We start from the raw sequence: 15,765 nt of genomic DNA on the forward strand, positions 1-15,765 counted from the left end.
TGATCAAGTAAAACTCACAATGTCAAGTGGTTATTCATTCCATATTAATATAAACTATAGACTATCTACAATGAATTATGAGGTCCAACCCCATCTGCATGCTAATTTTTATTTCTAAGAATCTTTCCAGTTTAATATTTTTTAAATCATTGTATACAATTTATTGCACTTATAAGGTGTTTTATTATATTGTTCCAAGTACTAGCTGTAAGCTTCGTACTCCTGCATTTATTCGATTGACTTGTCATTGGAGGAATACCATGAGATTTTTTTCTGAGCAAAAAAAAGTACTCGAGAGCTTAGGATTATATTCTGATGAAATTGAGTATATTCTTGAAAAATTAATGAGTAGAAAAGCCTGGATCCTATACGATGCACACGCAGATAACACCATAAAAATTCAAGTTTTTAAATTGGAAAAAGGAAAATATTTTGCTCTTGTAAATTGTGAATCATTGTGCGGTATAAAGGATAAAGCATTATTCATAAAACAAGGTGTCGAGTTTGCGCTTAAACAGAAAAACTTGCCTGTCTCCTTTAATGATATTGCTGTAGGTGGCCTCGTAAGTGATGAAGGGCGACTAGGATTTCTTTCCAAGATAATGGGTCAAATTCCACCACCAGCTCATGAATATGTAACTTTCAAGCTACCGGGGGAAGCTAATGTATCCATAGAAGACCCTCGAACTGGAATTTTTGACACCACTGAAAAATTCCAATCCAGAACTGATGATCAAGTTTGTTGTTTTGCAGCTTCCACGCTGCTTTTTGCGTCCTATACCATGTTGAAGCAAGGTAAGGCACCAAAGAGTACTCCCGAACTTTTTTCTGAAATTTATAGGAACAAGGATCTTAAAGCCATTATTCAACAACTCGAAAATAAAGTTGGACATTCAACTCAAACAAAACAGCAAGTCATTGATTCTTTTATAGTGACTTTATCCAAATTACTTCGAGAAGGGGTAGACAAAACAGAAGAGATGTATCAGGATTTAGTCAAAACCCTATAAATTAAGTGAATTGGTTTTGACTTTATCTGACACAACCTCTGGCAGCTATTATTTATACAGGCTATTCTGTTTATAATTTGTTATGCACTTGAACTTCATGGTTATTTTGCTCCTCAAATTCTGTATGCAAACGAGTTTTATATTTATGAGTTATATCTCTAGTATCGCCTTTTTTACCCACAAGCTCAGGTTGTAAAGGTTCAACTTCAGAAACAGGCTTGTCAACAACAACTAATACAGGATCTTTCTTGAGAGTAACTTCCTGACGCTCTTCCAGTACATGCTCTTCTACAAGTCCCAATACAACATTTTCCCTTCCTTGTACTTCAGCAGATTCCCTGGCAACAATTTTACCAGCATTAATCACAGTACCTTCAGCACGAAGCTCAGTAGAATCATCAAGACCATGTAGTTGTTCTCGTTGCACTTCCATATCATGCTGCACCTCATAGTACTCTGGGGGAGTAAACGTGAGATCAGCTGTCATTGATACTTCATGGCCAATAATTGCAGGTATATTAAAATGCTTATCAAAAAACTCTGTTGGCTTCTCTTCCTCTACGTTGACATGGTTTTCCGTAGTGAAGACACCAAAGAATTTCTTAATGCCATCTATTAATTTTTGAATCGCATTCCATTGTCCATTTAATTCTTTAACCTTAGCTGTATTTTCTACTAGCTTTTGTTTAATATCGGTGCCTTCACTCTCAAGTTGGGCAATTTCTGCTTTGCGTTTTTCCTTAAGCTCTTTTATTTTCTCATCAATCTCTAAAACATCATCATCCATTTCTGTGAGAATATCATGGCTAACTCCAAATAATCTTCGTTTTTGTCCTTCCAGCTCACTGAAATACATCGGACGATCTTTTACCGGTCTGTAATGTGGCAATAACTCTTCAACAAGATGTTTATGACCTGCAAGCCGCTCAGCTGCCATTACCACAAAATTCTCTATTACTTCTGGAGTGGTAGCCACATTTTGATTAATAAATGCTTGCTTGACCGCTTCTCTAATTTCGTCTTTAGAAATAGGATGTGTCTTATAATCCAATAATCTATCTGGAACTTTATAATTGTTTTTAACAAGTTTTGTCTTAGCAAGATTTAGAACTTTTTCATAAAATTCTTTTTGTTCTTCACTTGGGCTTTCAGCAACATCAATGAAGTCTTGAATGATCATATTCTTGATGTCTTCTTGCATAGTGGCAAGATTCTTTTGTTTATTTGGCCCAGCCGTTGTAGAGTAACACAACCTGTTCTTAACTTTATCTACAAGATCTTCAGGATCCAGATTATTTTTCTCTGCAAAGGTCCTGGTGACATTCAAAATCTTATCCAGGAGTTCTGTTCGAGAAAGTTTTGGGATTGCGCTTCTGGCCTTTACAATTTCGCTTTGAACCTGTTCACTACATTCATTGAAAGCCTTATCCCTTTTTTTCTGATCAGAGGTCGTATCATCTATTACAGAACAATAAACATCATAGAAGAGATCTTTAAATGCAGAATTGAATTTTTCACCCCAGATCTCAACATCAGTATTAGGCTTTTCTACCGGAACAAATGTTGTTTTCTTATTTTTCCTCCCTCCTGTTGTCTTTTTTTCCTGAACCATTTTAGTTGCTGGTTCCTGGCTCGCAGCAAATAGTGCCTCCATGGGGACAGTATTGTGATCTTCATAGCTTACAGAATCATGAAATCTTTTTTCTACAATGGCGTAAACTCTATTAATCTGCTCGTCTAATTTTCTGCTTAACTCTTCCTGAGACATTGCTTTGTTCTTGTTTTCTTTAAATAATTTGTTTACACAATGCCCCACACCATCCTCAACCTCTCCAAACCATTGCCCATCGAGTTTGAAACCATATTCTGTTGAACCTTCTAGCTTCGTGCGGGAAAAGGATCGAATATACCATAAGGCTTTATTACCAAAATCGCCATCATAGTAATCTCTTACATCAAATAAAAATCGCATTCCTTCCGGGAAACGCTCAATTAGTTTCTTTGATCCGTCTTTTATCACATCTTCTCTTTGCTTTTCCAATTTTTCAATTTGATCACGATAATATTCGAATCTTTCATGCTTTCTAAGTCGAAGGTCTTGATATTGTTTTTTAAGATCTGTTCCTTTTTTCCTTGCCTCATCAAATTCCTTTTTAATTTGATCATTCACTTCATCAATTTTTGGGCGTTTCTCGACGGAAAAACGTTGATTGAGTTTTGAGGATACAAATACTTCAGCCCGACCCTCCCCTTTTCCTATGGAAATAGTGACACCAGACTCTTTATATTCTTTGCTATTTATATCAATATTTTTCAGTGTTTCTGTTTGCGCAATTTGTATTTGCGTTTTCTTGGAATTTTTTCCAGTAAAACCCCATTTTGGTAAATCAAATATTTTATCCTTGGCGGTAAGATTTTTAGTATCAGAATAATTTATCTCAAGTGAAGGTTTTAATTGTTTTTCAGTTAAAATTCCTTCAAATGATGTTGATAGTTCTTTAACCGTTTCACCAAATACCGGATTTCTGTAAGCGGCGAAATTCAATTTTTTCACCAGAGGATCTTTTAAAGATTCGATTACCGGACCAGCAATAGGTTCAAGCACTTTTAATTTGGAAACCTCTTGAAGTTTGGTGTTTCTGATATCGTATAAGCTCCATCCTTCTTGAGGGGCCGCTTTAAATCGGTTTGCCTCATCTTGGTTAATTAAAATTATTTTTGGATTACCTACTTCCCGAGCTACAAAATATCGAACAGGAGGCAGCGGATCTTCTTTTGTATACTTAGAACTACAACGAATAGGATCGCTATCTGTGAATAAATGCGTCATATGAGGTATTTTATAGGCAAAAGGTAAGTTACTTAGTTCTCTTGGATTTACTAAATACGATATAGAGACCGGTTCGATAGGAACTTCATGTTTGGTCAGCACAGCTTCAACCACAACTTCTTCATTATTCACTTCAGAAAATGAATGGGTTTGAGTTTGACTTTGACTCTGGCTTTGACTTTGTGATTGACTCTGAGACTGATTCTCAGTGACACTCTCCGCTTCAGCCAAAGCATTACCACGTTCGGAAGGAATTATAAATTTAGGACTTAGTTGCGCTTTGCGTCTTTCTATAATTCTATCTTTCATGGAAACATAAGGATCGTCTTCTGGTTTTTCTGGAATCTCTCTGGCCTTTAAATCCAACTCGCTTCTTGCAATATCAACTGCTTCATAAAGCTCACTCATGCGCTCTTTGAACGACTTTTCTAGCTTTTCAATAAAGGCTTCCCTGGTAGTTTCACCATATGTACCACCATATTTGGCCTTTAAATCACCCACACTACCAGAAATGAAGGGGGAAATTTTATTGAGTTTGACAACCATTTTGCCAAACGCTTTGATTTGTTCATCCGATAATTCTGTACCCTTCTCTTTTAGTAACTTGGTTATTTCTCCCTGTTGCTGCAAAATTGCATTTTTTATAACTGAATCTAACTCCATTGTCAGTACAGAAACATTGTTTAGATCATTCTTCAGCTCTTTTTGTCTCAACCAAAATGCAACATCGTTTCCTGTAAGTCCAGATGGCCTATCACTTTTGTTAAGTTTCAGGTCGATAAATATCTGTTCTTTGACGTTATCGGGTATGGCTATGGAGAATGACTGGCCTGATGTTTTATCAACAATTTTCCTCATTCTCATTATAGCTTGCTTGTAGTCATTATTAGTCACTGTAAAGTTCAGGGTTAAATGCGCATGAGCTCCATCCATCTGCTTAATGTCTGCACCGCGGGAGTGACTTTGATCATAATAGGTAAAATAACTGCCGTTTTTATCGGAATCAGCCACCATTTCGGGAGTTAAATCAACTATGGTTTCTTTACCCTCTTTCAGGATAAGAACCTTTTTCATATTGGTTACATCATCATAGAAAATAACCCCTTTGAGACTTTTTAGTGGTTCTTCTTTTGTTTTTAGTTGTTTTGCAATTTCCAAAGCAACCCCACGATTAGAGATCTTGCATAACCCCCCTACATCAATTAAAGTTCTTGACTTGTCTGAAAAGGATTTAGCCAACTCTTTTATCAAAGAGCCGGTGTAATCGCCAGAGCTTGTAAAACTTTCAGTATCAAGTGACGTAGTAGCTTGACAATTTTGTCTTCCCATAATACCTAAGGTCATGTTGCCATCGGCAGCAGGATCAAGCATGTTCTCTTTGAAATGAGAAGATGTATCACCAGCAGTTCCTGAGAATCCAATTACAACATCTTGAGTGGTGCCCATTTCATATCGATTACTATTTGCCTTGCCACTATCAAATTTAATTTGCTCCTGAATAATAGTGCGAGCCAACATCTTCCTGAATGCCCCTCCCTTATCAAGCTCAGAAAAATATTTTTCTCTTTCGGCCTTTCTAAAAATCGGGTCTTCAATTTCTGATAACTCTTTAATTTTATTGAATATTTCTCGGAATTCAGGCTCAATTTGCTGCCCTGTGGAATCAAGGAACGGTTTTTCTCCAATACCGCTTCTGAAAGAATCGATTAAAAACTCTAAATGAGGTACCTCATTTATTTCTGTCCTGGGATCCAAATAATACAAGAAAGTCGTAATGGCGGTGACTTCCGGATTGTCAAATCGTGACCCTCTCGGTTTTGGCGTATTGGCAGCCTGGTAAGGAACCGTAATTAATAATGGTTTTGTAGACTTTGTTTCTTTCCCTGTTCTAAGGGCTTCATAATCATATTGCTTTGACCCATACTGATCATTTTCGAACCAAATTCCAAAGTCTGTTCCTGGTTCTTTTTCAGTAAATACACTCAGCATAATCGGATCGGTAAGCACAGCACGCATTAAATAAACTTGCGTGCTATTTGACTGATTAACACCTTTGGGTTGCTCTTCTTCTAAAGAAGTAACGTACTTAAGAATACTTCCATCGGGATCCGCTATTTTAAATTTCTCAAATAGAATTTCAGCCAATTTAGCCGGTTTTTTATCTTCTGCAGACTTGATAGTCTGAGTTATCACTTCCAGAGGATAGACTTCATCGGGATTAATTGATTCCTTAGTACCCGAGGTGTAATTTACATCTGTAGTTGCACTGTCCTGAGTAGCATCTAACTCATCAAATACTGAAACTGTTACCATAGAACGGATTTCATTTAGTATTGAAATACACTCCATAAGCTCTTTTCTTTGTAAGGATTCCTTGGGATTTAGCTGGTTCAGCATATCCAGGAAAATTTTAGCTTGACATTCCATGGAGTTACGAACGCTAGGTGACTGCACTAAGACTTCTCTATTTTCTCTGATTCTCTCATACATCGCGAGTCGTTTTTTCAGGTCTTCTTTTGCGTTATGGAAAGACTTCAAACGAGGACTATCCAAACCCATCTCAGGTTCAGGATCAGACTCAATTCGATAGCGCTGGAAATCATCTTTTACAGCACGACCCGCCAACAAGTTACTCAACGTCAGCGACATATCGGATGTATTAGTTTCAAGCGCTGACTTTGGTACTATAAAGCGTACCAATTTATTAGTCTCAGTTTTATACAGAGCAACTAACGGTAACAGGGTTGTCTTACCAAATCCCATTCTGGCTTGGGCTGAATCAATTTTGTCTGGATTCAATTCGTCATCAAGTAATAAACCACGGAAAATATTAACCTGGCGGGTATTGCATCGGTGACCAAATTCGGATTCAAACAACAAGAATGCTCTTTGCATTTTTCGTTCTTGTTCCACTGATTCTCTAGTTGCAGTGGTATCTAAAGCAATTTCAGAATCAAGTAAACGATCAAGCGAATAATTTCGCTTTATATGCAGCATTGCTACCGCTTTCGCGTCTTGGCCGCCTTTGAACATTGCCTGAATGTCATTCAAATGATCTAACTCGGTTTTGTAATACAACATCCTGGTCATCGCATTATTTAATGCTATTTCTTTCTTATGCAGATCCGTTTCTTTGGGGAATTTAGAAAGCAACTTCGTAAAATCATTTAAAAGATATGCCGCATTTAGCTCAGCAAACGTAACACGTGGAGAAGTTTCTGCTAAAATCGATTCAATTGTATCCTTAGCATCCAAGTATTCATTATTGCATTTTTCCTGAGCCTCTGTGACTTTTTCAATTAATTCATCTCGGTTTCCTTCTTTTATTGAATAGGTACCACCACTCACAGCCGTCTGATATAAAAATGTCTCCAGTCTATCTGAAATATTGCGTATTTCGCTTTTTGAAAAACCTTTTTCCGCTAAATAACTTGAAATTTTAGGTGCAGAGTAAAATTCACTGGGGTGGCGTGCAAGCTGATATCTGTTCGAATCCTCAGATCCTACAGCACGTATCCAACCATTTTCCTTCATTATCTCGAACAAATCCGAAACATTTTCTCTACTTACGCCTCCAAGTCCCTTATGACCAGGAGTAACACTCATTAATTTTTCAAGAGTTTTTTCATTAAAAATTCCGTAGTTTTCATAATAATAACCGTCTTCTTGAGCTTGGATAGAATCTTTGAATGTACTTAAACCAGTCTTTAAGCGCATTTCAAGATCCAGCTGAGATGAATCAACTAGTTTTTGGGGGTCGGTATACAAATTAAATTGAATCACTGAGCGAGCACCTATTGATTCAATAGGCATAAATGTTGTTTTTGTATTTAGGCTAATTGGTTTAGGAGCACTCTTTTCAATCGCAGTGACAGGAGGGATAAAGAATTTATCCAGTTCCTTATCTTCATCTGAAAATTCAGAGTTTATTGAGCGCCACAATTCAGAGAACTGCTCTGAGGGCAACGTTCCTGATAGTTTTTTAAGCTCTGACACTTCAGCCTTAAATTCAGTTAATAATTGAGCATAGGCTTCTCTATTCCATTTATCTAACTTTCCATGAGCGCAGGCTGTTCGTTCCAATATATGATGCTGTAATTCTGTACCAATCAACATAATAAGAGCAGCTCTGTCTTTCATTGTGATACTTTTATCTTCTTTCTTCTGTTCCAGAGCCTGCTTAATATTCCTTAACTGATCGAGCTCACTAGAATTTAATGGCGATTTGGGAACATTAGCACCCAAAAGCTTGGTTAAAATTGATGTTTTACCTTCTATCGTGCCAATGTGAAGAATGCTTTGAAGATCTTTAGTCGTTAATTCACCGCCTATGTCTTTATAAGTTCGCAGATAATCTACGGTTGCATAAGCGCTGTTAAGCTTTTCTTTAGCCTGTAAATAATCAGTTTTTGCTTTATCATACTGAGATGCAAGCGTATTCTTGTCTTTAGCGCCTTCCATAAATTCTCTGTAGGACTGATTCATTGCCTTTTCTAACTCAACTACCCTTTCTTCTAAAGCTATGATTTGTGGTGTTTTGGTAACGAATACAAAGTATTCTGGAGTAGTGATTTCTCTAATTTTATTTTCACAATCCTTAATTTTTTTAGCTACTTGCTCTCTTGCTTGCTTACTAAGCAAACTGTTTCCTGCGAGCAATTTGATTCTGGATTCCACGCCTTGAATTTGCTTCTCAAGTTTTTCTTTTTCCCGAATACTGTTCGTGTCATTTTTCCCTTCTATTTCTCTCAATTTTTCTTTACATTCTTTAATTTGCTCTTCTAAATACTCTTTACTTTGTTTCCTAATTTCTTCTTTTAGTTCCTTAACCTCATTTTCCTCAGAAACTGATAATTCTTTTGTTGTAAAAGCAGAACCTTCCTTCATAATTGTAAGTTTTTTCCTTGCACCCACCTCAGTCATGAGATTACTGTCTGAAAGGAAATAACTATTTGTATGTTCATCGTACAGTACATATTTCGCTATGGATGGTACGTAAACCGTATTTTTATCAACGCTAATCATTTCCTCTGACGGAAAAACATTTGCGAGTGCGTGAGTAATGGCTTTTTCTTCAGATTTCAATTGAACAGGAACTTGCCTACCAAGGTGATCGACAAAACTCCCATTCCAAACCTCATTTTTATCTTTTGATAATTTTATTACTGGCTTGAAATCAGAAGTAAATCCATGAATCATCCCCGAAGAGTCTGTAAAATAATGCTCTGCCTTCAATCTTCTTTGTAAGGAAATTGGAATCGAGCCCATCTTATCGGGTTGGATGTACTGAAGGATACTAGAATCACCATCCAAAGTATTGAGTTCTCTCTGGATAACAAGACTTCCATCTTTTTGAGGTGTGATAGATGCTTTAATTTTATTACCCGAATCCAATTCATCTTCACCTTCGACATAAATATATCCGCCGTCTTTTGCTTTGAATGGAAGATTCTCTATTCCCAAAACTTGTAAAGCAATATTCGCCTGGATGTGTGTTGGCATAACTCCTAGTTTGTTATTTCCAAGATAGATGGCACCATGCAAAACATCCAAGCTGTATCTATCACCCAATGAGATAAAGCCAGGAAGATCCTTAACAGATTCAGGGACCTCTTTACAATTTATTTTACGGCCGTCAAATTTGCCATCTTTGACGTACTCATCGAACGCTTCTTTAAATTTTTTGGCTCGCCCATTTTCATTTAATGTACTTGAGAACCTGGTTATATTTTCTTGAAGTTGATTTATATTGGTTTGAACCAACCCCATTTCTCGAGTAAATTCAAAATTCTTATGCAAATTGCCAAGAGTGTCCTCCGTAGCCTGGTCATAGGTCAATTGATAAGCAAGGTTTGAACAGATTAATTTTGCATAGAGATCATCTAATTTTTCTTGATCAAGAGGACTAAGTGGTGGAGTTTTCTTTTGGAAATGCTCAATTTTGAGCGCAAGAAGGTTAACATCTCTGGCAAATCCAAATAAGCGATCCGTTGCATCAGGTTCTTTGGGACTTAATGGATTTTTTTTGGTGATTGAATCAATAAAGTCATCTGATGCTTTAGTCGATGGGAAGTCAGCATTAGTAATTGCCTTGTATGCTTCCGGGTCTATATTTGCGCACTTTACCAAAAGCTCATTGATAAACGCTTCATGTGGCACTTTCAGCGCGCAAGGATTATGTTTTTGATCCAACGGAATATTTTGTAGAAAATTTAACAGCTTACCTTTTTCATCTGCTGTAGCGTTTCGGAAAGCATCCAAGAAAGCTCGATCAAAAAATTCACGTCCTTGAGTACTGTTTATTCCATCAATTGACAGTAGAAACACTTTATTTGAGTAATACGCGATGAATTGATGAGCCAGTATGGCGTCGCCATTACGCATGCCCAGTCGATCAGCCAATTTACGTAATGCTGGATCGACAGATTTTTGTTTCCCATAGTCGGTTAAGGCGACTTGTAAGCCTCTTTGCCCTTCATAGATACCCTCTAATCCAATAGGAGATGCTTGAATAGCAAGATCAACTTTTTTTAGCAAACTAATGTCATCCGGTTGGGTACCTATTGGGTCAAGTTCTTTAATTTTGTTGGACATTTCCTCATCACGAGGGGTTATCAGTTTTTCCCATTGTTTGATTGTTGAAAAGAATTTAGGGTTAACTGTCCGATCAACATTGACGTTAATTTGAGACAAGCTCAGTTTGATTAAATTCGTTAAAAGCTGTGAACGCTCGGCATTCTCAAGATTTTTGAAGGCTTCATTTAATGAGGCTTCCTCATCATCCGCTTGATATTTCTCTAACATGCTCTGTGCCAAATCTGTTATCAATTGCGGGGGGGGAGGATAAGGTAAATTAAAGATTTCAGCAGTCGCTGAGTTACAAAACTCGGTTATTCGTTGTGCTTTATTTTCCAGGCCACCAAATGTTTTCAGCTTATGCAAATGGCTTTCAACTTCTTTGTAATATTGCGTGCAATCCTCTTCTGATCTTCCCTTTGGTTTTGGTGTTGGATTGGCGCGCAAGAATTTTAAAGTATTACCATCGATAACCGTAGTCTGATACAGTTTCAAAAATTCCACTTCAGGTGGGGCATAATCGACTGTATCGACTTTTGCGTGCTGTCCAACTAACTCTTCAGGGGTTAACTTAACAGATTCAACAACAGGTTCCTTGACTTTTTCTCTCGTGCGGATCTTATCTAATAATCCTCCGGCTTGCATGAGTTTTGATAAAATAACTCGCCCAGCATCCATGCGCTCTTTACGTTTAGCTTCGATATTAATGGGCTGCCACATCTCCTTAATTTGACTCTCGTTGAGGTTTATAGGATATCCGGATTGCACCAGAGCACCGTATTTCATATTTGCTTTTTGTTCTAGAAAGTGATGAAACGCATTATTAATTGCTGTGACCTGGTTTGTACTATTCTGAAGTTTATTTAACTTCTCTGGATGCTCATGTTTCAACCAAATCGAAAACATTTTTTCAACCCATTCTTTCTTGATTGCATCAGGAATGGGTTGCTTGCTGATGCTCCCCGCAACTGTATCCAGTTTTATGTATTCAGCATTTCCGGTAGCGATTGAATCGAAAGTATTTGGACTATACTCATCCGTACTTAATATTACTTTTTGTTCGACAATTTCAAACACTTTTTCTTTTAGCTTCTGATTTAAGCTTTGGATTTCCTGGAATACTGAACCAAATAAGAATGTATTTTTTCCTTGTCTGTAAAACTCAATCCTTTCCTCAGGAGTTTGCTTATACATATCCCTATTTTTATCAATTTCCAATCCAAGCCTTCCTGAGGCGAGTTCATCTAATATCCTGTATTCAGAATTAGCTTCTAAATGATTGCTAATTACTCGCTCACGGAATCTATTAAAGTGATTGAGGCGGTCGTTTGCCTGTTCTTCGATATTATCGACTTCAAATTCTCTTATTGCCCCCTCCGTCTCTTTTTTAACACTATCCAACGCATAAACAGCTGTTCTGAGTACTTTACTTATAGCGTTGATAGTTCGCAAATCCGGGGGAACTTTGGTCTTTAACTCTTGCAATTTTGCCAATAGCGTTTTTGCTGTAGCGATATTCTTTTTGGGGCCAGGAACCTCTTCATCGATTTGAAGTGTTTGAAGTTTGGTTGCAATCGAACGCTGCAATGCGTTTAACTCATCCACTTCTTTATTTAAAAGATCAAGACGTGCTGTCAGATTTCTTAATTTGACTGAGTTTTTATTATCACCAATAAGCTTTTGCTCTGTTTCTATTTCTTTTTTAACTGATTCAATAAGTTTTTTAGACTGATCAATCTTTTCGTCCAGTTTTTTATTAAATTGATTCAACTTATCTATAGTTTCTTTCAAGTTTTTGGCAGTTTGATCAATGCTTGAAGTCATTTTATCTTCAAACGCTTTGATCTGATGTTTATATACTTGTTTTATATAGGTTTCTTTATAAGCAGTAGAGGCATTACATAAATAATTCAACAGATCAACAACTTTAGGACTTGTAAGAGCTTCCCTATCTGCTCGTAAACGCTTGAAGTATGCATTAATATCAATTTCTTTTCGTTTACCATCTATATTTATCTCAATTTTAATCGTTTCTTTTCTGGCTTCACCGGAATTAAAAGTAACTAGGTTTGCATCGATTAAATCTTCTGTCGTAACACGGGATAAACGACTTGTTGAAGATAAGCGCTCTTTTTCAGAATGTATATGTCTTTCATTGACATTTAGTTTTTTAATTTGATGATTCATTAATTGAATGGTGGCTTTCCATGCGAGAAAGTTAGAGTGCTTACTTAATTCTGTTAAAGCATCTGGATCAATTTTTCCTTCTATAGTCTTTAATGGCATTCCATCAGATGGCCAATCTTTAGGCTCTTTATTGTAAAATGCCGGGTCAAAAATTGCTTCAATTCTATCCTGTTGTTTGTTTTCTTTTAAATACAAATAAAATTCTTTAGCATGACTATTAATTTTGTCATTAATACGATCAATTGCTGGTTGATTTGAAGTCTTATTCTGAGCAATTAGCTGTTCTTTCGCTTTGATCAAAGCTTCAAAATAACTTTTATAGTACTCTTCCGTCGGTGGTGTTTTTAATTCACTCAGACGCATAGATACTTCATACAACTCGTCTGGAGATAGTATTTCAGGTTCCAATGCCATTTTCCTCAGTGCAACAGCATAGGATCCACTTAGTAATTTGGTTGCTTTGTCACTTTGTGCGACACCTTCCTTACCGCACACATCATCCAATATACCTTGCCTTTGATCCAGCATCATCGCCAATCTAACTTTTTTATAGGTTGGTTTCCCTAATTCATACAGTTCGCAAGATTGGGCTTTTTTCGCAAAACAGTTTTGCGTATTTTGCGGTCTTTGTAGTAAATCCTGAAACTCAGGAGGTGAATCATCAGAGGCGATTGACGTAAAATTTTTGATGTAATTTGAATAGACGTCTGATTGGGCATTTAAAGCCATCAGCTTTTCCCAATAGCCCATATGGCTACGCTCTTCCATAGTGGTATGTTTAATTTTTAAATCAATATGAGTCTCTGCCCAGCCAGCCATGGAGTTAGATTTTATTAAGGTCCTTAAGTAATCCAATCCGTCTGAAGTGTATAATTTTTCTTGAGGAACAGAAAAAGTTAAGGCATTTCTTCTCATGGATTCTTCGCCCATGCGCCACAACTTGAAGAGACCAGATACAGTGCTGGCAAGAGCACCAAGCCCAGCCCATAAACCTTTTTTAGCAAAGACATCCCTAAAGTCCTTAGCACCCTCCTTGATAACAGAAAGCCCTCCTTTCGCAAGCGCAGTATTCTCTAAAGCGCCAGATGAGTCATACGTTGAAAGCTTGATATTCCCACCTTCTTTCTTGATAACTAACTGCATAGCATGGCCTTCCAGGCCTGTCTCAAGATATAGTGACTCCCCATCCTTTAGATTTTTAATCGCTTCCTGAACAGCTCGGCTTGCTAACAACAGCTTTTTTTCAAATTCTTGTTGTTTCTTTTCAAAATCATGTTCAACCTTCACGTAACTATCTTTGGGTTCCCCTTTTTGGGGTTCTGTTGGTCTATACCCCCCCCAATTCGCACCCACAGCCTTCAGTATATGACTCAAGTCTTGAGTATTTTTCATAGTGTCGTGATATTTCTTAACTTGTTCTTTTTCTGTTTTTGTTAACTTCACACCATACTTTTCAAATTCCTCTGGCTTCTCTACTAGTTTACTAAACAGCTCTCGTTCCATAGAGGTGACCATATCTGGATCGCCACCAGTAGAGCAAGCATGCTCACCATTTAGAGGATTTTCGACGAAAGGATCAATGACTCCTTTAATCGCATTTTCTACTTCCTCAATGGTATCGTTGTCATCAGTGCTTCTTGCTAGTGATTCAATAACGGTATTTAAATCGCGGTGATGTGAATTTTTTGTCCCAGCCATCATCTGCGACGCTATAACCATACCAAATCGAGAGTGTAATGAGGTCAAGACACTCGCTTTATCGCGTTTCTTTTCACCGCCAAAGCCAGTTAAACCTGTAGCCTTTGCGACCTCTTGCGCACCTTTCAGGCGTAATCCATCTAAATTATCCTTATCCTCTTCATTGAGTTCGATAACTGGGGGTTTTTCCCTGACTTCTGATTCTTGGGGAGCATTTTTAAATAAACTACCTACCTTGTAAATGCCATAAGGTATAGCTCCCAAAACAAAAGCAGTGACCTTTAATACCCCAGCGCCCAGAGCAGTCCCTGTATCAGCAAGCCAAGAGCCTGCTCTGGACCAAAAGCCTGGAACGCGCTTGGGAGAATCTTCATATGTTTTGACTGACGGTTTATAAAGTTCTGCTTTAATTTGATTACTATGACTAATCAAGTTTTGCCAGAGCTTGCCCTGCCAATGAAGATTATTCCCGTTTATCTTTCTTTCTTTTAACTCATTTTCCCATATTACAGAGTTTATATTTTCATCTTTTTCCCTTTTTTCCATCTCGGTTTGAACGCTGAGATGCAATTCTTTTGCTGAATCATGGTGAAGCATCGCGCTTAGTTTCTTTTCAAGCACAAATAACTCATTGTAGGACGCTCTTTCCAGAAGAAGTGTTCTTTCAACCTCGCTGTTAAACCCCAAAACCACATTCTGAGTAATCTCATCAAATATCCCTTTAAGTGAATCACTAATGGGTGTGTTTTCTTGAACAGCTACCTTAAGAACTGAATCTTTCTCAGCACTGGCATAAATTTGCTGCTCACGCTCATTAAGAAGCGATCTTAATTGTTTTCTTCTTTCTAAATCTGTTATTTGAGGCAAAACACGAGAACGCATGACCTTGATTTGATCAATGCTCATCTTTTGCAAAGAAGATTCTACCTGTTTTATGTCTAAGCCAGAGAGTAGACCTGCAATTTGTTCAACATATTTAGTCATCACAACCCCACAAGATAGTTGTTTAAATGTTTCACGGCCGTAGGATTAACTCCCATTTTAAATTCAAATTCATATTTATTTTATTATAGAATTATAGAGCACTATGAAATATTATTTATCAAATTTTATATTTTTTTACTTTTTTATTAAAGTATACTCCTAAAAAATTAACGAAAAATTAACTTAGTGCTCTATTGAAATCCATATTGACTTTTATTTCACATAAATGAGTGGTCATATTCTGGCTGCAATTGGACTGTTAACTTGTGTGAATGCGATATAATGCCGTTTATAAGGAGGCTAATCTGATAGATTGCATGTGTGTGAAAAGCGTTACAGGCCCTGTCCTTGAGAATTTGTTTAGAAAGAGGCTTTCCTATAGGTCATTAAAATAAATCAACCATGTGTGTGGTCAATCCGAATAAAGCATGTATGCCCGTGATCGTTAAAAATGCTTGCATTGTTAAAAAAATGGGTTCA

The 15,765-nt window shown here is 37.2% G+C and carries 2 protein-coding genes; one reads left to right on the plus strand and one right to left on the minus strand.

Going from position 1 to position 15,765, the window contains the following annotated elements; genetic code table 11:
* Positions 1-260 precede the first annotated feature (260 nt).
* Positions 261-1,010 carry a hypothetical protein gene (locus OQI99_RS08520; protein WP_265731711.1) on the plus strand — a complete coding sequence of 250 codons (750 nt, stop codon included), beginning with the start codon at positions 261-263 and terminating at the stop codon, positions 1,008-1,010.
* 70 nt (positions 1,011-1,080) lie between these two features.
* Here the strand turns inward: OQI99_RS08520 and OQI99_RS08525 are convergent, their stop codons facing one another.
* Positions 1,081-15,285: a DUF3638 domain-containing protein gene (locus tag OQI99_RS08525; RefSeq protein WP_265731712.1), complete on the minus strand. Its 14,205-nt coding sequence runs from the start codon at positions 15,283-15,285 to the stop codon at positions 1,081-1,083.
* Positions 15,286-15,765 lie beyond the last annotated feature (480 nt).

It is taken from the genome of Legionella sp. PATHC039 (assembly GCF_026191275.1).
In the GTDB taxonomy this organism is placed as follows: domain Bacteria; phylum Pseudomonadota; class Gammaproteobacteria; order Legionellales; family Legionellaceae; genus Legionella; species Legionella pneumophila.

Excerpts from the sequence above, each read along its gene's own strand:
- OQI99_RS08525 (WP_265731712.1), bottom strand. The coding sequence starts at position 15,285 with ATGACTAAATATGTTGAACAAATTGCAGGTCTACTCTCTGGCTTAGAC.
- OQI99_RS08520 (WP_265731711.1), top strand. The coding sequence starts at position 261 with ATGAGATTTTTTTCTGAGCAAAAAAAAGTACTCGAGAGCTTAGGATTA.